This is a genomic window from Proteus vulgaris (genome assembly GCF_016239305.1).
Classification (GTDB): domain Bacteria; phylum Pseudomonadota; class Gammaproteobacteria; order Enterobacterales; family Enterobacteriaceae; genus Proteus; species Proteus vulgaris_C.
Window position 1 is genome coordinate 166236 of record NZ_JAEHOQ010000003.1, and the last position, 18976, is coordinate 185211.

Sequence of the window (18976 nt, forward strand, 5' to 3'; positions counted from 1 at the left end):
TAATGATTAAAAAATAGCTTTAATAAAACAAACGTTATTATTTATAAAAATAAATACTATTTATTTAAATAAGATAAATGCATTTTTATATTCTTTTATCTATAGTCCATTTCTTCTCTTAATCTACCATCTAGTTCGACTCTTTTTAACCAAATTAGGAGATCCATAATATCAAGAAGATCAGTATCGATCATAACGTCAAAAAGGTGATATTTATGGTACAGTTTTCGAGCTAATTCTGGATATCGGACTATCGGTGTACCAACTTTTTTCGCGTATGTTTTTACAGCCAGTGCTCTTGCATTTTCACACTTCAATGAAACTAATGGCATAATATTATTATCAGGATCAAAGTAAATTCCCACAGCAATATGCGTTGGATTAACAATCACAGCAGAAGAATCTCTAATTACTTTTTTCATTGGCTCATCAAGTAGCTCTTGATGTAAATATTTACGTTTTGATTTTATTTCAGGATCCCCTTCCATATTTTTATTTTCTTGTTTTATTTCATGTTTTTCCATCATCATATCTTTCAAAAAAAGAAAAAAATCAGCAATAATATTTAAAATAAGAAGTGGTAATGAAAGAATAAAGAAAATAAAAACAAAATCGACAACAACTGAGCACCACTTTTCTACTACAATATTTAAATTAGAACGGTAAAGTAAAAAAATATCTTGGCTATTTATTACCATAAAAATAAAACAAACCACTAAAAAAATGACAATAAAAAGTAATGTCTTTATGAAATCTTTTATTGTTCTTAAGCTAAAAATCTTCTTAAAACCAGAAATTGGATTAATATGATTTAAATCTACTTTTAATGCTTCAGTTGCTATTTTAAACCGAGACTGAAACAATGAAATAATAATACCCACGAACGCAGTAATAATTAGCACCGGCATAATAATATTAAAAAATAGCTTTGATATTATTTTTATATAACTTTCTAAATTAATATGTGATGTGTTTAATAAAAGAGATTTGTAAAATTCAACAAATTCTGTAAAATCAACTTGATAAAAAAGATAGATAATACCAACAATATAAACCGTACCAGAAATCAATTCCTTATTTTTAAATGATTGCCCTTTTTTTGCTGAATCATCTAATTTCTTTTGTGTCGGTTTTTCTGTTTTTTCAGCCATAATAAAGTCTCAAAAAGGCAGTATGAAAATATTGATAATTAAAAAAATCCGATAATTCATTTGTCATTGCCGAAGTAAAAAAAAGTAGAAGTGCAGAAAAAGCAATAATGCCCTTAATACATAAAGAGAGTGAAAATGCATTCAACTGAGGACAAAAAAGGGAATAAATACCTAATGCTACTTCACTAAGGAACATCAAAATTAATACAGGTGAAACCAAAACAATCGCCACTCGTACCATATCAGTTAGCCATTTTCCTATTAATGAATAACCGATATTTTGATTAAAATAGCCAACAGGAAAAATACGATAGCTATCTTTTAATACCGTCATCAATGTTACTAAACCACCAAACTGTAGAAAATAAGCAACACAAAATAATCCCGTTAACGACGCAAATTCAGAAGATTCAATACCTGTTGTAGGATTAATAGTATCACCAATACTGGCGCCTCTTTGATTATCCACAAATTCACCAAATGCAGAGGCTATCCAAAATGGCGTTGCGAGTAATAATCCGATAAAAAGACCAATAAGGATTTCACTAATTAAAATTATAATCCCGTTATCTTTAATATCATCTGAAATGGGAATACTAACTTTTATACCTAATGCAATATAAAAAATAACAACATATTTTAAAAATTGGCTATTAAGAACTCGACTATTTAAAAAAGGAATAAACATAAATGCAGGAAATAAACGTGCCATAAGAAGAAAAATATCGATAAGATCATCTTTAAAATATTCGAAAAGTATTAACATATTTTATCCTGCAAATCCTATTGCCAACATTTCTTTTGCATAGATCAATATTTTTTCCCCCATCCATCCCATTGTCATTAATAAACAAACAAAAACACACACTAACTTAATACCAAAGGGTAATGTTTGTTCTTGTATTTGTGTAATTGTCTGTAATAATCCAATGATTAATCCAACAAAAGTGGCAACTGCAATAGGCGCCGCTGATAATAAAATAATGAGATAGATTGCTTTATTAGCAGCATAAACCATATCCATTACTTTACTACCATCAAGTCAAGATATTGATTTATAAGCCCTTTTGATAATAATGTCCAACCATCCATTGCAATAAATAAAATTAATTTTAAAGGAACAGAAAGTGTAATTGGGCTCATCATCATCATTCCTAATGCCAGTAAAATACAAGAAACAATTAAATCAATCACAATAAAAGGTAGGTAAAGATAAAATCCAATAATAAATGCTGATTTTATCTCGCTTAACGCATAAGCAGGTAATAAAGAAAATAGTGAACTTTCAATTTGTTCATCGTCGTCTACACTTTCTGGCCGATATCCCTGGGCGTTATCAAAGAAATCTAATAATTCTGGTTCTGAATATCGGTATAAATAATGCTTATATTCATCTAATGCTTCATCAGAAAAACGTTCTAATGATCCTGGCTCTCCTAAATTAATGGGATTATTCACAAGATATTGATAACTATTTTTAGCCATTGGCGTCATAACAAATAATGCCATCATTAACGCAACTGCATTTAAAACCATATTAGAAGGCACCTGTTGTACCCCCAAAGCATTACGCGTCATAACAAGCACAATCGAAAACTTAAGATAACACGTACCTGCGGCAATAATAAAAGGCGCGAGTGTTGCCAATGCAAGCGTTAATATCAATGTTGTAGAACTTTCCATTATTTACTCGTTATGTGAAAAAGAACGTTGGATCTCAACAGCTAAACGCTCACCGACCTTAATTAATTCTCCTTGAGCAATAGAAAGGCCATTTACTTTTAAAATAATCTGTTGATGTGCTTCTTCAGGTAGCATGATATGTTGCCCTGATTTCAGATTTTCTATTTCTTCAATTAATAATGTTTTACTAGTTAAAATAAAAGAAACAGTGACAGGAATAGTACCGATGGGTACTAATCTTTTCTCTTCATCAGTAGTAAAAGATCGACTCTCTATTTCATGTGCTGATTTGTTTTGTTCATTACTGTCTGATATTTTTGATTCAGTATCATTTAATAGTTGCACGCCATTTTCCCCATCCCATTCAAATTTCATCCATTTTCTCTGACCTAGAAACAAATAAGATGATATTTTTTCTATAAGTAATACATCACCAAGTAATAAATTTTTTAATAATGAAAGAGAAATCTGGCTCGTTCCTAAACAAAAATCTCCTATAACTCCTAACTTTTTATTAGATAGCGCTATCCATTGGAAATGCCCTTTTATTTCATAAATAAAAACATCACCAAGATCACTGCTAATTTTGGGATACTCTCCGATTACTGATTGGCCTAAACAAATATCCTTTACACGCAATAAAAAAGGTATTGATGAAAATGAAAATAAAATCTGAGTATAATTTTGAATAAAAAGAGAACACAAATAAGAAGAAGGAACCAACTCCCAGTCAATCTTTTTCTCAGGATAAAGCCTATCCATAACGTAATTAACGGACATTAATCCATTAAAGGAACCAAGTGAATTTTTTCCATAGATAGAAAAATAATAACACCTTTTATCTACTGGATATGATTGAAATAAAGCAGAAAAACATCGCATGGTGTTATCATCATCATTATCTTTTACACACGTTAATAATGGTGTATTCATAAATCACCATCCTCTTTTCTAGGATCTGCATCAATTGAAGCAATATAGTCATGTTCATTTTCCGAGCTGTTCTCTAACGATAATGTTGCTCTACCTTGATACTGATTTAAATTATCCAGAGAAGTTTGGTAAACACGTCCTGTAGAGGCAATAAATTGCATCTGCTGTTTCATAAAAAAAAGAATTTTTATTTGATGGTGTTCCTTTCCCCACTGTTTAAAAACATAGGTAATATCACTTTTTTCGGTGGGTTGTGTTGCATGTAATATTCGCCAACAAGACACTTCCAGTGGTGATTTATTCACCGTTTTGACGTCTGTTTGAGGTTGTTGCACAAATACTACATTTTCAGATAATTGTGTAGAATTAGTATTATTTTCTGTATCAACTTTATACGTATTCTTTATTTCGTCATTAAGTACATCGTTTATCTTATTTTGTTTACTGATATTATTTTTAATATTACTTTTTTTATTTAACAAATCATCACTAATGATAGTATTTTTTACTTCAAGACTTTGTTTAGTTTTGTTACTTTCTTTTTCTTTTATAATTGACGCTTTATCTACTGATTTATCAGATAATTTTTCTTCTATTTTGTTAGAACGAAAAAACATCATATTTCTATTTATCAAAAATAGTCCTTCACTATCTTCCCTTTCTTCAATATCTGATGATATCTCTAAATCTTTATTTTTTTCATTTAACAACACATTAGTTTTATTTAATTTTAGAAATGTTTCTAACTTCATCTCTAGTTTTTGTTTATCTTTAGGAGAAACTTTTTGACATTGATATAAAACTATTTCATCAAAAGCGTATTCATTACTAGGAATTATATTATTTGTTTTTAAATTATTAGATACTATCATTGTCATACAAAGCGATCTCCTGTATATCACATTGTTCTAAACGTTCTATATATACCTGTAATTCTTTCTGCTTTCTATCAAAATAGCATTGCATTTTCTTCTGTTTTTTTATTGTTATAATATATTCTTTTTCAAGTTCTTTTTTTTCTTCTTTCAGTTTTTTTTGTTGTCCAACTATTTCTTTAAGCTGAGTTTGACATAAATTTAATGAAGATAAGACAATCGCTTTCTTTCTTCTTTGATGATAAAAAGAAATAACGGAATAAATACCTATTCTTTCATAATTTGGTATTTCATTTTTCAATAATTCCATTAATTTCTTTTGTTCTTGTTTTTTATTTTCTGACTCAGTTAATAATTTTTCATATTGATATTGTTTTTTTTCAATATTCCTTTTCCGCTTAACTAACAAATTAATGACAGCTTGTTGTTTAATTGGCAATCGCATACAACTTTTCTAATGTTTGCTGAAATTCTGCTTTTTCTTTAAATGACTGCATTAAAAATTGTTCAACCTTAGATTGTTTATTTACGGCTTCATCATTTAATACACTATCCCCGATACGGTATTCGCCAAATTCTTGTAACAGTTTAATATCCTGTAATCGCATTAAAATTTGTCTTATTTTTAATCCTGCCTGTTGTTGTCGTTCATCTGTAATTTGCTGAAAAAGGCGACTCACACTTGCTAAAATATCGATAGCCGGATAATGGCCTGATGCGGCTATTTTTCGTGAAAGGTAAATATGTCCATCAACGATAGAGCGAACTTCTTCACCTATTGCATCAGGTTCATCATCACTTTCTAATAAGACGGTGTAAAATGCAGTAATAGATCCTTGATTTGTCACACCAGGTCTTTCTAAAATGGCCGGTAATGTATCAAAAACTGAAGCGGGGTAGCCTTTACGGACAGGTAATTCGCCCGCTGTTAACGCGACATCTCGTAACGCTCGGCAATAACGTGTTATTGAATCAATAAATAAAACAACGTGTTTACCTTGTTCACGAAAATATTCAGCAACTGTAGTCGCCACTAATGCCGCATTACAGCGATCAATCGCAGGTTTTTCTGAGGTTGAACAAATCAATACTACCTTATTACACCGACTATCTTGTTTTAATTCTTCGACAAATTCGGTAACTTCTCGACCTCGTTCACCAATTAATCCAATAACAAATACATCTGCTTGAGAAAAACGAATAATCATATTCAGCAACATCGTTTTTCCTGTTCCGGCACTGGCAAATATTCCCATTCTTTGCCCTAAGCCACAACTTAGTAATCCATCTATTGCACGAACTCCTGACTGAAATAATGTCGTAATGGGTAATCGATCATTATATGCAGGAGGCTGTGCATGAACAGGGTATAATTTAGATGGTAAATCTTCCGATAAATTTTTACCGTCAAATCGTAATAAACAATGCCCTTTAATATCAATCATGCTACCTAATACACGATGATTTAAAGCAACAGAGAAAGCCTCACCCGTTGGCTCTACGATAATTTGCAAAGAATAGCCTTGAGAGTTGCCCATCATACTCAATATTGTTATTCCGTGGCGAAATCCAATAACAATAGCTTCACCAATTGGTATGCTATTTTCTATGCTATTTCTAATTTGACAAATTTCACCAATAAAAACATTACGCAACATCACCTCAAGAATATTACCTTGTATCCGAATTGGGTGTGCGGCATAACGAAAAGGGGAAAATGCGTTAGCCATGACTAATTAATAAATTGCTGGTTAATTCGATTCATGACTTGAAAAAACTCATCTATCGCTTTTGCCATTGTTTCACCATTTTGTAAGGCTATTGGCATAAAAGAGGCGCGTAATTCTAGATCATTTTCAACTTTAACTAACGCTGGTTGGCCTGGATAAAAGCTTTCTGTTTCTGAGTTCACATAACTTAATATAATTTCTGCACTATTTTGTCTTAATTGATTTTCATCATACTCTCGTAATACCGACCAAATCATAGGAACATTATCAACAATTAATAAATTAATATCAGGCATATCACCTAAGCTAATCGTAATAGTCGAATGGTTATCGATAGAGTGCCCTCCAGAAAAAAGGTCTGTTCGACCAATAACGTTCATAGCATCTATAAGTAATTGTGCGAGATCAAATGACATATTATTCCTCTAAATAGTCTGTAAAACATTTATTTCAATATCTGATGAAATTTCATCGTATGATAAAACGGATAGTTGTGAGAACTGTGTTTCTAATAATTTCCTTACAAATCGTCTTATATCAATTGCAGTTAATAAAACATAATCTTTAATATATTTTATTTCATCAAGAGCAACTGTTATTTTTTCTAAAATAACATCAAGCTCCGCAGGCTCTAAGTTTAAAAATGTCCCTGATGATGTTTGCCTAATTCCATCACGAATAATTACTTCAATTTCATTAGATAATATAACAACATTGAGTTGATTATTTTTAGAAAAAAAACCACTTATATAACGAGAGAGTAATGTTCGAATATGTTCAGTGAGCAAAATGGGATCTTTCTCTTTCCCACCCCATTGTACTAATCCACCAATAATCGTTTTAATATTCCTTATCGGTATTTTTTCTTGTACTAATCTCTGTAAAACTTCATTTATTCTTTGAATGGAAATTTGCCGATAGCATTCTTTCATCAATTCTGGTGATTTTACTTCTACTTTATCTAGTATATCTTTTGTTTCTTGTATACCTAAAAATTCCACAATATTTTCTGTAATTAAATTAGAAAATTTCTGATAAAAATAGTTATCTGAACTTATTAATTGAAAATTAAGTTTCATTAATAATGATTTATTTTCTTCATCAGTCCAATAGGTTTTTCCCCCCTTACATTCTAATTCAACATACTTTAATCCTAAAGAAAAAAATTCATCTGTCGGTGTTTCTATATTAATAAGAGGAAAGGAACAATAAAATTCATCCGCTTTAATTTCATTAATTAAAATGATGACTTTATCTTTATCAATAGTGTCAGAATAATAAATTAAGATATCAGGAAGTAAAACCCCATATTGTAATATAAATTCTTTCTTTAACCATTTATCAAAGACCTTTTTTGTTAGATAATTTTTCTTTTGTACTGAAAGTGTTACGATTAGTGGCAGTGTTTCTGCTTGTGATAAAGAAATTATTTCTGTTGCTAATTGGTTTTCCTCTTCCTGTTCTTTTTTCCCAGAAAAAAGATTAGACATAATACCTTTTTTCTCATCATCTTCTTCATAGTGAGGAATATCACTATTCTCAGCGATTTTCTTTTTTTTATCCCAAATATTTTTTTTGAAAAAATAGCATCCAATAATCGTAGATAAAATAATAAAGACAGGCGTTGGAAAGCCTGGTAAAAAACCAATAGCAAAAGCAAGCAATGCAGTAATTAATAGTGCGAAATCTTGAGATAGCAACTCATTCATAATACTTGAGCCTAAATTTTTATTTTCATCTCCGACTCTTGTAACAATAAATCCGGCACTAATTGAGATTAATAAAGCAGGGATTTGCGCCACTAAACCATCACCAATGGTTAATAATGTATAAGTTTGTAATGCTTGAGAAAGTGACATCCCCATTTGCGCCATGCCAACAGACATTCCACCAATTAAATTAACAAAGATAATCACAATACCTGCAATAGCATCACCTTTAATAAATTTCATTGCACCATCAAATGAACCATAAAGCTGACTTTCTTGTCCTAATTCCTTCCGCCTAATTTTAACTTCATCATTATTAATGATGCCTGATTTCAAATCCGCATCAATGCTCATTTGTTTACCTGGCATACCATCAAGAGAAAAACGTGCAGCAACCTCGGCAACTCGTTCAGAGCCTTTTGTAATAACAAGAAATTGCACTACCGTCACGATAGAGAAGACCACAAAACCAACAACTAAATTTTCTCCAATAACAAACTCACCAAAAGAAGTAATAATTTCTCCAGCATCAGCATCTAATAAGATAAGTCGACTAGTACTAATTGATAGTGCTAAACGAAATAATGTTGTAATCAAGAGTAATGCAGGAAACGTCTTAAAGTTTAATATTCGAGTGACATAAAAAGAGCTCATCAATATCAATAATGCAATCGTGATATTAAGACCTATAAGAAAATCAACCAAATAGGTAGGTAATGGCATAATTAGCATTAAAATAACTAAAATTATCACTGACAACACAATAAGTTCTGGGCGATTTCTTATAGAGAAAAGAAATTTATATATCATTATTAATATCCATTAAAAATAACTATTTATTTTTTCTTAATTCAAATTTTTCCATATAGATATATTTATCCATAATACTTTGTATTATTTCTTGGCAAGACACCCTATTTTCATCAGATAAATACAAACATTTTGGATATCTATTGAATAGTGTTCTTATTATTTGTAAAAATCGCATTTTTACGGTTATTAATAAATCCGAGCATTCTTTAGATAATAAATCTAACAAATAGATATTCATTTCATCGGGTATTGTCATACCATAATAGAATAATTGATAAAGTTGTTTTTCTGATAATATATATTGCAACTCTTTTTCTTTAAAAAGATCCATTCCTAATGAAATAAAACTATATATCGCTCGTAATTTATTGACTCTTTCTAAAAGTAAACCAAATTCTGAACTTTGTGAGCAACTCGGCATTAAAGACTGCATATCATATAACAAACTTTGTGCCAGAAACGTAAAAATAATCGTACATCGATCAATATCATATTCTTCTATTAAAAACTGAAAGAAATAGATTGGCTCTAAATCTAAATCAAGATAACTACGATAAAGATCTCGTAATACAGAGGGATTAAGTGATAATAATTTACCAAATATTTTTGCTTTTAAAGCGACATTAATTCCCGCCCGAATATTTTTTGCATGTTCTCCTTCCAGCATACGTACAATTTCATTTTCTATCTCAGCATCTAATTGCGCACCCAATTTTTTCTTTCTAATTAATTCCCTCAAAACCATAATCAAATCACTATCGTCAGGAAACATCTGCCGTAAATAAGCCAATAAATCCTGTAAACTTTGATCTGATTTTTTAAACATTTTTAATACTTTATCTAATTTTTTATCTGCACCTTCCTCTGTAATATATAAAGTACTATTTCCTCGTTCTGCTTTTTTATCTAGTCTTTTTCCATAACGTTGTGAGAACTGTGAGGCAACCATCGACATATCATCAGCAATTTCCATCAATTGATTTTGATAGTTCTGTCTTTCTGAAATTTTAGGCTGCTTATCTTCGTTGTCTCTTTTATTTTCATGATTAACTTTATTTTCTTTTATTCCAATTTGAATTGGGAGCGTCGATTTAGTTGGTACAATCATGGCATTACCTCATAAAACTCTGAAGTTGCTGCAATGCCTGTGTCGTTTTTTTATTTATCGGTTGAAAAGGATCATCACTTAACGATTGTGAAATATCACTGTCAGTGCTTCCTAATAAACGTGGTTGTAACATAAAAATACGTACCATTTTTTTATTGTTATCCGACTTATATGTAAATAGTTTGCCCAATAAAGGGATCGCACTGAGAATTGGAATTTTAGACTCCGCATTGACATTATCTTCTCGTGTATATCCACCAATAAGCAAACTTCCCCCTTCTGAGACTCGTGCTACGGTACTAATATTGGTACGATTAATCGTAGGTAAACGCTCATTATCTTTACTTGAATCTTCTTTTTTTTCTGCGCCATCTTCCAAGTTAATGATCATTTCAATCTCTTTATTAGAACTACCAATACGAGGCAACACACTCATCATCGTGCCAAATGTTGTAGATTCTAATGTTGCAACCCTTTCCCCCTTAATTTGAGTATAAAAGGTCGTATTATTATCAAAAATTGCAGGGGTATTTTCCTGAGTTAACAAGATGGGTCTTGATACCATTTTTGCATCACCATCATCACTTAACGCTTTTATTTTACTAAGAAAACTAAAACCTGATGCCGGTGTTAAACTCGATGTATTAAATGAAAAGGCGTGATTACCGGAGTCAAAACGTGCACTCCAATCAATTCCTAAGCTATCTGCCTTACTTTTTGAAATATCTATGATCCACAGTGAAAGCTCAACTTGCCGTTTAGGCTTATCGAGCTGAGTAATTAATGAATGGATTAATGCTAGACCTTCTCGACTGGTTTTAACCAATAAGCTATTTGATGCTGGCAACGGCACTAACTCGACATGATATTGTCCCATTTGAGTAACAATAGGTGTTATCGAATAAGGCATCTCTTCACTTTCGCCATTGCTACTATTCGTATTTAAAGATGCGGAATATGTATTCTGTTGATCTCTATTTTGTGGTGCTCTATGCGTTTCTTGTGTTTGTGAATGAAATAGCTGCTGTAATACTGTCGTAATACCTGGTAATACAATTTTTTCATCACGTAATGAATAGTTGCGATCTTGAACAAAAGTATTTTTTAGTGCAAATATCTGCACAAATTCGTCTCCATAACGAGAGCTTCCCGTAGGAACTTGATTATTCATTGTTTGTTGCTGTTTTTCTGTCGCAATATTATCAAGATAGTCAGCGGCGGCTTTCGCTAACTTAAGATAAATAGGTGGCCCAGATAAATAAAAAGTACGTTTATCTTTTCCTGCCCGTAGTGGAAAACGCAGATCGTACAAACCTACATCTTGCAAATATTCCTTAAGTTCATAAATACTAATATTTTTTACTTGAAATAATGCCTGCTCAATTTCAGTATTGTCATACACATAAATTGCCTCACCATCATTAAAATAAAGTAATGACATACGGCGAACCATTGACTCAAACGCCTCTTGTGGCGAAGCCAGTGAGAAATTACCAGTGATCCTTTTTTTCTTAACTGCCTGACTTAAAATAAAGGGTTTATTGAATTTATCTGATAAAACAAAGAAAAACTGCTCGATACGTGTGTCGACAGCAATAAACATATCGGGTTTTTTACTTTGATGTGTATAAATAATTTGTTCTTCTTCTGCTTTGACAGATAAAGGCAAACTACAACAAAGAAGTAATCCAATAATAAAATAGACTTTATTTTTTATATTCATAAAGAAAACGTCCAATTCGGCGAAATTCCGTTGGAGTAATACCAAATAATGTTTTAATTTCATTAGAGAAATGTGATGCAGAACTAAATCCATTATCAACGGCGATTTGTGTTAATGATTCATCCGTTGATAGCGTTGTTAAAATCGATGAAGCAGCACGCCATGAACGTAATTGGCTTTTACCGCAGTTCCCCAAATAACGTTTGCATAAGCGTCTAAAATGAGTACCAGATACGCCATAACGTTCCCCTATTTGTGCAATATTGCTTTTTTTCTCATCTAAATAACTAATAAGATGCAAAATAAGCCAATAGCTTTCACTGTGCCTTATCGTCACAAAAAGTGGTTCTAATTGGCTATTCTCTTTTAATGCTTCACTAATTAAAGTGTGCTCTAGTGTTCCTTCGTTATTTTCTATATGAAAAATCTTCTGATTAATATCAAATTCAGTTCCAATAGCTGTCATTTTTGAAAAATCACGCGCATAATCAATAAAAGCCAATAATCGAGCACAAATAAAAAAAGAACGTTTTTCTATTTTCCAAGTATGTGCTTCAGATTGAAAAACAACATCCTCACTTTTCGCATTATAAATAAATGCCTTACCTTGTACTATTTTTACAATTTTATTTTCATATATTTTTATCGGAGAACCATCACTCAAAGGAATGCAATAGAATAAAGAATCACCCATCAATATATCATTGTCACCACTTATCTTTATATCATTTATTAACATAATAAAACCTTAAAAGTTATAAAAAACGGTAATAATATTAATACCGAAATATTATTTATGTATTATTATTTACAGCACTTTAGATATAATAACATTAATAATTAATGATAAAAATGTACAATCATTGAGATTGGTTTAAATTTTACAAGATATTTTTATTAAAAAACACTTAAACTATAAAATAATAAACATTATTTTAAAAACAAATAAGATTAGTTAAATTATCACTCAAATCCATTCACAGCAGATATTAATAAACAAAGTCATTTATGAGTAATTATATTTTTTATTATCTTTATATTTTAAACGGACCTTTAAAAGGTACTAAAACATCACTTTCATCTCATCACTATTCTATTTTACTATACAATAGAGAAAAGAGAGAAAAGAGAGAAAAGAGAGAAAAGAGAGAAAACAGTAAAGATAAAATCAATCTATACATTCCTTTTAATGATGATTTTTCAAATGTAATTATTGATATTAAACTTTATCAAAACAATGATGATAATATTTTAACCATAAAAAACAATAAATTAAATGAAGTTAAAATAGAAAACTTAACATTAGATAAACCCATTTATTTAAATGATACCCCAATCTTATTAATTAGCAAATCAGATAATATAAATATTAAAAAGTTAAATTTAAGTTTAAATAAGATGAAAATAAAAACTTATTCAACTGTTTTTGTTTTTACCTTAACGTTCGTTTTTTTTACTTTATATTGTTTTTTTAAATATAATAAAGTTATTGATAAAAATATTGATATACCAGTTCAGTTATCTTCTCTTCATTATAAAGGTGAAAACGACCATCTCTGCCTCTATGATGATTCAGATCTACAATGGATAAAAGCAGAAAATAGAGAGGATGAATATATTTACGTTGATATTAATAAAATTAAAAATTCACTAATAGCCAGACAGCATAAAATCAATCACTTGATTTTATCAGATAAAGAAAAACCAAAAGTAATATTTATTTATCAAAATAATGCTGAAAAGGAAAAGGAGATAAATACCATTCAAAATCAATTCCCCGATGATTGTTACCCTGAGATTATTCCAATATCTATGGATAATTTAATCAATGAAATCAATAAAATCCCTTTTATTCGAAAATCTGACTATGAAATAAAGAAAGATAAAAATAGGCTTGTATTAACATTTAACACAAACTTATCTTATCAAGATAAATCAGCGTTAAATCAATTTATCAAAAAACAAACATCCTTTTTTGGTAGAAAATTTATATTTTACCAAGAGAATATAGGTAAATCTGAATTACAAAATAAAACCATGTTACAAGAAAGTAAAGGCTATATCTTTATTGATAATAAACACCTTTATTTTCCTAATGGATAAAAATCTCATTTTTAAAAAGAATACTTTAAGAGAACAATATTATGTCAACAACCCCAACAGGGAATGCGAATACTGAAGATGCAAGCTCAATTCAAAATATTGATGACTATTTTCAAAACCCCGTAAAAAACCAAAGCGAGGCTTTAAAGAAAGCCTTAGAAACATTAAAAATGGATACGTCTAATGCAGCGGCATTAGCAGATTATCAGGCAAAACTCGCGGAATATAATATAACGAGAAATGCTCAATCGACATCAATTAAAGTCGTAAAAGATCTTGCCATGAGCATTATTGGTAATATGCGCTAACCTTTTATTTATGGAGTACGTATGGCAATTACGCCCATCACATCTATTAATTTATCCACTTTATCTGACACATCTGATGAACTAAGCCACGATACATTGTCATCCATAACAACAAAAAGTATTGCTAATAGTTTGCAATATGAACAACAGATACAAAAGAAACTTTCTACACTCAGTCAATTGACGGATGTTCAAAGTTATACCCAACTTCAAACAACGCTCAATGATTACACCATTAGGATGAATCTCGCCAGCACATTGGTTAGGAAATCATTAAATGTTGTCGAAACATTATTAAAGGCACAATAGTAATGAGAGCTAAATCTTTATTATGCGCACTATTATTTTGTCTATTTCCATTGCTTTCGGGTTGTAAAGATCAATCACTTTTGACGGGTCTTAATCAACGCCAAACAACACAAGTACAGGCGGTATTGCAAAAACATCACATTACAACAACTCAAATCGCGCTGGGTAAAGGTTTATTCGATATTACAGTTAAAAAAGAAGATTTTGCCATTGCAGTACAAATTTTAGAACAATATCAACTACCAACCAATGCACGTATCGAAGTGACACAAATATTTCCTTCCGATGCATTAGTTTCTTCACCTCAGGCAGAAAAAGCGCGACTGATTTCTGCACTTGAGCAACGATTAGAACAATCCTTGATCACAATTGACCATATTATTGATGCAAGGGTTCATATCAGTTATCCCCTTTCATTATCAGAGCGAGGAATATCGGCTCCTCATGCCTCTGCATTAATTTTTTATGAGGAAAATACATTGGATGGTGACCAGCTGAGTGAAGATGTCCGTGCTTTTATTAACAATGCATTTAGTGATATGAGTATAAATAATATTACTGTGTTACTTTATTCAAGGAATATAAATAAACTCACGAAGCCTAATATAGTTATCCCCGATGAAGATCATTCAATTTTCTTTCAATATGGCTGGTTAATTGCACTAGTATCAATCAGTATCATCATTATTGCCGTTCTGGTGTTAATAAAGTATCGCCGCGAAAAAACAATATTGCGAGAGGAAAAACAAAACCATGCTCACTCTTCAGCAATTTGAACAACTATCTATTGTGATGTATGAACCATTACAATATATCCATCAAGATTATTATCAATTAGCGACACCCAATGACGATCTCATTTGGCAAAAGCTTTCAAATCGGCAACTTATTCAACAATACCATCTCAAAACAGAAATTGATTTTGATCTTGAGAATGATCCTGTAGCTAGCAAACTAGTTACACAATGGTCACTCTTACCTCAATGTGCACTTTTTTTAGGGTATTTTTTCTCATCATCGGCTCTTTTACAGGTTGATAATTACTATCAATTATCCCCGACTTTACGCGCATTTCTTTCTCTAAAACCTATTGTATTTGCTGAAGAAAAAATAGATGACACTATTGGAGAGCCTCAATATATTGGATATGAACTCTTATTTGACTTTATTTCTTCGATATCCGATGCGTTAGCACAACGCTTTGTACTCTGCTTCCCTAAAGAAAAAAAGCGAATTACGTTACCTGCAAAATTGCATTTATCACATTCTATTTTCCTTTTGGTACTGAATTATGTTGCGATCCCTGCCTGAAACTCTTTTGAGGTATACCTGTGAAGGGGTACTTATCCGTTCTCGCTATCTACGACAATTAGATAATATTCGCAGAATAGAGCAAATGACGCATAAAAGAGTGAAAAAGCGACTGATTGAACTCGATAAAAAGCAAGAATTACAATCTGTTGAAAATAAAAAACAAGCTTACGCAACAGGGTTACACGCATTATTAGGCGATATCCTGACGCTATGCACACAATATCACACCGAATTATGTCGTCACGAAATACAACAAAGAGAATTAATTGTTCAAGAAATTGCCCACTATTTTCAATCACCACAAATGCAAATAGAACTAACAAAACATCTGATCACCACAGTACCAACAGAGACTAAATTAACACTAAAGATCCCGAAAACACTGCGTTCTTATGTAGAAAAATCACTTAATGGCCTAGATGTTGATTTGATCTTTCATAATGAATCTACACTTTCTATCAATTCGGGATCACATGTTGTTTTTTTTGATCCCCCTTTATTCAAACAAGATCTAAAAAAGCAGTTTCATCAAAGCTATTCAGAGAAAAATCACATGCTATTTTCTCAAGAAGTAAAAACGCAATTATTAGCCTATATACAAGAATTTGATGAAAATACGGTAAATAAAGGTACTCACGATGAAAATTGATCCTCAATATATTACCCATCAAATTAATAACGCAAAAGCAACACCTCATAGCTTATCGTCAGCATTAATAACCTCAAAAGAGGATCCCCTACAAGCGTCTCTTAACCAAGATTTTTATCAACAACTACAAAATCTCAATCTTAACAATGCAAAAGATATTCTTTCTTTTTTAGTACAGTATGATGTTAAAAATAAAGGTAACCAAACAATTAAAGAAAATCGCCAACGGGCCATCTTAATATATGCACGCCAACAAAGTGCTTTAGAACACACAGAAAACCAAGATGAAATCAATCAGGCCTTGATTTCATTTCTCTCTTATCAAGGTTTTTATCATCAAACTACCCTCGAATTATTGGGCATGACAGATAACCAAGATACTTATGAGGGATTTTTCAAACCAGATAGCGCATCGTTTTCATTTTGATTATAGGATCTGGGGCCCCGCCCCTTTTTCACCTAAAATATCATCAGGATTACGTAACGGACAATCACTCAATGATAGACAACCACAACCAATACAGTGGTCAAGTCCGTTACGTAATCGTTTCAGACGACGAATGCGTTCATCTAGCCGTACTTTCCAATCCGTTGATATTTCGTGCCATTGTTCTGCCGTTAATTTACTATTTGGCGGATACTTTCCCAATATTTCTTGGATTTCTTTTAACGGGATCCCCGTACTTTGAGCTGCCTTGATAATTGCCACATAACGCAATACAACAGGTGGGTAACGACGCTGATTACCTGCACTTCGATAACTTTCAATTAAACCTTTTTCTTCATAAAAATGAAGTGTTGAAATAGCAACACCACTACGCTTTGCCACTTCACCTACTGTAAGTGCTCTATTGAAATCTATTTTCTCTTTTTCCATCTTTTCCTCTTGACCTCAACTTAACTTGAGGTTTTATAGTCCTCTCCTCAAATTAAGTCAAGCCAGTGGGATGCTGGTTTTTGTTTTTTAAGATTATTAAGGTCAGATGAATGCCAAATTCAATTGCACGTATTCTCGAAAGCCGCTCTTTATGGTTTATCGCTAGATTACTTATTCTTGTTTTATTTCTTTCTTCTGGCTTTGCCAAAGTCTTTGATTACGAGAATAGCTTGGCGGAAATGCGTGCGGCGGGATTGGAGCCTGATTGGTTTTTTAATATTGCCACTGCGATCGTCTTATTTTGTGGCTCACTTTTAGTGCTTTTCGATCGCTATCTATGGCTAGGTGCTGGCGCTTTAGCTGTCTTTTTATTTTTAACTATTGTGATTGTTCATACCTTTTGGGATATGACGGGAGACAAAGCCATGCTGTCGATGTTTTTTGCAGTAGAGCATCTAGCCGTTATTGGTGGATTAATGACCACAGCAATGGCAAGTCATTTCAGAGCGTTATGGAAAAAAACTAACGCAGAACACCATAAAAAATAGAAAAACAGTCACTATGGGATCAACGATAATATGAATAAAAAACTTACTCTTACTGTATGTGCTTCACTCTTTTTACTCAGTGCAGGTGCAGCGGTTTATGCGACAACATCATCTGATGAAGATGTATCACAGCAATTTGCTTACCCACCGACCAAAGTAGCATTAGCGACCGTACAATCATCAAAATTACCAAATAATATGCAAGGCGTTGGGGAATTAGAAGCCGTGCGCCAAGTCTATTTAGCCGCTGAAACTAATGGTCGTATTGCCGTGATTAATTTTGAGTCAGGGCAAACTGTTAAGGCGGGTCAAGTTTTAGCTAAATTAAATGATGAACCTGAACAGGCGGAATTATTGCGTTTACAAGCACAATTAACTAACGCAGATAAACTCTATTCCCGTACAAGACAACTTTATAGTAAAAATGTCGCAGCCGCTGCACAATTAGACAGCACATTATCTGAGCGCGATATGATTGCTGCCTCCATTCGTGAAGTAAAAGCGCGAATTGCACAGAAAACAATAAAAGCTCCTTTTGACGGCATTGTCGGGATAAAACTTGTTCATGAAGGACAATACCTCAATGCAGGTGAACGTGTAGCATCTTTAGTCGATGCAAGTCATTTAAAACTCAACTTTTCACTTGATGAGCAAGCTGCCCCCAAAATTTCCATAAAACAGCCTATCAATATCGAGGTTGATGCTTATCCAGAAATGGTATTTACAGGTTCTATTAATGCCGTCGATCCTCTTATTGGCCCTTCTCGTACTGTACAAGTACAAGCTGTTTTACCTAATACCGATAACAAATTAAAAGCAGGCATGTTTGCCCGTGTACAAGTTACTTCTCCAGATAGTCCTATGGTATTAACCGTACCAGAAACAGCAGTTACTTATACTGCCTATGGAGATACCGTGTTTGTAGCGCAATCTGACAATCAAAAAAACCTTATCGCTAAGCGTGTCTCTGTGAAAGTTGGATTGCGCTACAACGGCATGATCGAGATAAAAGAAGGCTTAGCCCTTGGTGATCAAATTGTCTCATCTGGCCAAATTAAATTAAGTGATGGCATCTCAATTGAAGCGATTGAGCAAGATACCTTAGCGCTCGCTCAATCTGCGACAACAAAACCATAACGGGAG

Annotated in this window: 23 protein-coding genes; 9 read left to right on the forward strand and 14 right to left on the reverse strand. The window is 32.1% G+C overall.

The features are described 5' to 3' along the window. Positions 1-95: 95 nt before the first annotated feature. The 13 genes from JEP40_RS03400 to JEP40_RS03460 are packed head-to-tail and all read right to left on the reverse strand — an operon-like array spanning position 96 to position 12464. Positions 96-1151 (reverse strand): EscU/YscU/HrcU family type III secretion system export apparatus switch protein, encoded by a 1056-nt coding sequence (locus JEP40_RS03400; RefSeq protein ID WP_198622465.1) that lies wholly within the window; start codon positions 1149-1151, stop codon positions 96-98. Then, entirely contained in the window at positions 1144-1917 is a 774-nt protein-coding gene (gene sctT / locus JEP40_RS03405) for a type III secretion system export apparatus subunit SctT (RefSeq protein ID WP_198622466.1), read from the reverse strand. Before sctT ends, JEP40_RS03400 begins: the two co-directional genes overlap by 8 nt. A gap of 3 nt (positions 1918-1920) precedes the next feature. After that, positions 1921-2175 carry a type III secretion system export apparatus subunit SctS gene (sctS, locus tag JEP40_RS03410; RefSeq protein ID WP_198622467.1) on the reverse strand — a complete coding sequence of 85 codons (255 nt, stop codon included), beginning with the start codon at positions 2173-2175 and terminating at the stop codon, positions 1921-1923. Continuing rightward, positions 2175-2834, reverse strand: a complete 660-nt coding sequence (locus tag JEP40_RS03415) for an EscR/YscR/HrcR family type III secretion system export apparatus protein (RefSeq protein ID WP_198622468.1) — start codon at positions 2832-2834, stop codon at positions 2175-2177. Before JEP40_RS03415 ends, sctS begins: the two co-directional genes overlap by 1 nt. 3 nt (positions 2835-2837) lie before the next feature. Continuing rightward, entirely contained in the window at positions 2838-3767 is a 930-nt protein-coding gene (locus JEP40_RS03420; RefSeq protein ID WP_198622469.1) for a FliM/FliN family flagellar motor switch protein, read from the reverse strand. After that, the gene (locus JEP40_RS03425; protein WP_198622470.1) at positions 3764-4645 is read right to left on the reverse strand and encodes a hypothetical protein; all 882 of its coding nucleotides are present in this window, start codon (positions 4643-4645) and stop codon (positions 3764-3766) included. Before JEP40_RS03425 ends, JEP40_RS03420 begins: the two co-directional genes overlap by 4 nt. Continuing rightward, a complete protein-coding gene (locus JEP40_RS03430; RefSeq protein ID WP_198622471.1) occupies positions 4626-5087 on the reverse strand; it encodes a type III secretion protein in 462 nt (153 codons plus the stop codon). Before JEP40_RS03430 ends, JEP40_RS03425 begins: the two co-directional genes overlap by 20 nt. Next, complete coding sequence (gene sctN / locus JEP40_RS03435) at positions 5071-6372, reverse strand: type III secretion system ATPase SctN (protein ID WP_198622472.1); 1302 nt, start codon at positions 6370-6372, stop codon at positions 5071-5073. The genes JEP40_RS03430 and sctN overlap by 17 nt, the downstream gene beginning before the upstream one ends. 2 nt (positions 6373-6374) lie before the next feature. Continuing rightward, complete coding sequence (locus JEP40_RS03440; RefSeq protein WP_198622473.1) at positions 6375-6788, reverse strand: type III secretion protein; 414 nt, start codon at positions 6786-6788, stop codon at positions 6375-6377. A 9-nt stretch (positions 6789-6797) separates the two neighbouring features. Further along, the gene (locus tag JEP40_RS03445) at positions 6798-8891 is read right to left on the reverse strand and encodes an EscV/YscV/HrcV family type III secretion system export apparatus protein (RefSeq protein ID WP_198622474.1); all 2094 of its coding nucleotides are present in this window, start codon (positions 8889-8891) and stop codon (positions 6798-6800) included. 22 nt (positions 8892-8913) lie between these two features. Next, positions 8914-10002 carry a type III secretion system gatekeeper subunit SctW gene (sctW, locus tag JEP40_RS03450; protein ID WP_198622475.1) on the reverse strand — a complete coding sequence of 363 codons (1089 nt, stop codon included), beginning with the start codon at positions 10000-10002 and terminating at the stop codon, positions 8914-8916. Between the two features lie 4 nt (positions 10003-10006). Then, positions 10007-11725 (reverse strand): type III secretion system outer membrane ring subunit SctC, encoded by a 1719-nt coding sequence (gene sctC, locus JEP40_RS03455; RefSeq protein ID WP_198622476.1) that lies wholly within the window; start codon positions 11723-11725, stop codon positions 10007-10009. After that, positions 11709-12464, reverse strand: coding sequence for a helix-turn-helix domain-containing protein (locus JEP40_RS03460; protein WP_198622477.1), 756 nt, complete (start codon positions 12462-12464; stop codon positions 11709-11711). Before JEP40_RS03460 ends, sctC begins: the two co-directional genes overlap by 17 nt. Positions 12465-12733: 269 nt before the next feature. Here JEP40_RS03460 and JEP40_RS03465 point away from each other — a divergent pair, with 269 nt between their 5' ends. Genes JEP40_RS03465 through JEP40_RS03495 form a run of 7 tightly spaced genes read left to right on the forward strand, consistent with a single transcriptional unit; the run spans position 12734 to position 16835 of the window. Next, a complete protein-coding gene (locus JEP40_RS03465) occupies positions 12734-13828 on the forward strand; it encodes a hypothetical protein (protein ID WP_198622478.1) in 1095 nt (364 codons plus the stop codon). A 41-nt stretch (positions 13829-13869) separates the two neighbouring features. After that, complete coding sequence (locus JEP40_RS03470; protein WP_198622479.1) at positions 13870-14136, forward strand: EscF/YscF/HrpA family type III secretion system needle major subunit; 267 nt, start codon at positions 13870-13872, stop codon at positions 14134-14136. Positions 14137-14157: 21 nt separating this feature from the next. Beyond that, on the forward strand, positions 14158-14445 hold the full coding sequence (gene sctI / locus JEP40_RS03475) for a type III secretion system inner rod subunit SctI (RefSeq protein ID WP_198622480.1): 288 nt from the start codon (positions 14158-14160) through the stop codon (positions 14443-14445). A gap of 2 nt (positions 14446-14447) precedes the next feature. Next, a complete protein-coding gene (sctJ, locus tag JEP40_RS03480; RefSeq protein ID WP_198622481.1) occupies positions 14448-15221 on the forward strand; it encodes a type III secretion system inner membrane ring lipoprotein SctJ in 774 nt (257 codons plus the stop codon). After that, a complete protein-coding gene (locus JEP40_RS03485; RefSeq protein ID WP_198622482.1) occupies positions 15199-15756 on the forward strand; it encodes a type III secretion protein in 558 nt (185 codons plus the stop codon). The genes sctJ and JEP40_RS03485 overlap by 23 nt, the downstream gene beginning before the upstream one ends. Next, positions 15737-16408 carry a type III secretion protein gene (locus JEP40_RS03490; RefSeq protein ID WP_198622483.1) on the forward strand — a complete coding sequence of 224 codons (672 nt, stop codon included), beginning with the start codon at positions 15737-15739 and terminating at the stop codon, positions 16406-16408. The genes JEP40_RS03485 and JEP40_RS03490 overlap by 20 nt, the downstream gene beginning before the upstream one ends. Then, the gene (locus JEP40_RS03495) at positions 16398-16835 is read left to right on the forward strand and encodes a hypothetical protein (protein ID WP_198622484.1); all 438 of its coding nucleotides are present in this window, start codon (positions 16398-16400) and stop codon (positions 16833-16835) included. The genes JEP40_RS03490 and JEP40_RS03495 overlap by 11 nt, the downstream gene beginning before the upstream one ends. Here JEP40_RS03495 and soxR read toward each other — a convergent pair whose 3' ends face one another. Continuing rightward, positions 16836-17285 carry a redox-sensitive transcriptional activator SoxR gene (gene soxR, locus JEP40_RS03500; RefSeq protein ID WP_088494455.1) on the reverse strand — a complete coding sequence of 150 codons (450 nt, stop codon included), beginning with the start codon at positions 17283-17285 and terminating at the stop codon, positions 16836-16838. 110 nt (positions 17286-17395) lie between these two features. Here soxR and JEP40_RS03505 point away from each other — a divergent pair, with 110 nt between their 5' ends. Next, positions 17396-17833 (forward strand): DoxX family protein, encoded by a 438-nt coding sequence (locus JEP40_RS03505; RefSeq protein WP_198622485.1) that lies wholly within the window; start codon positions 17396-17398, stop codon positions 17831-17833. Positions 17834-17863: 30 nt separating this feature from the next. Then, positions 17864-18970 (forward strand): efflux RND transporter periplasmic adaptor subunit, encoded by a 1107-nt coding sequence (locus JEP40_RS03510; protein WP_198622486.1) that lies wholly within the window; start codon positions 17864-17866, stop codon positions 18968-18970. Positions 18971-18976: the final 6 nt, after the last annotated feature.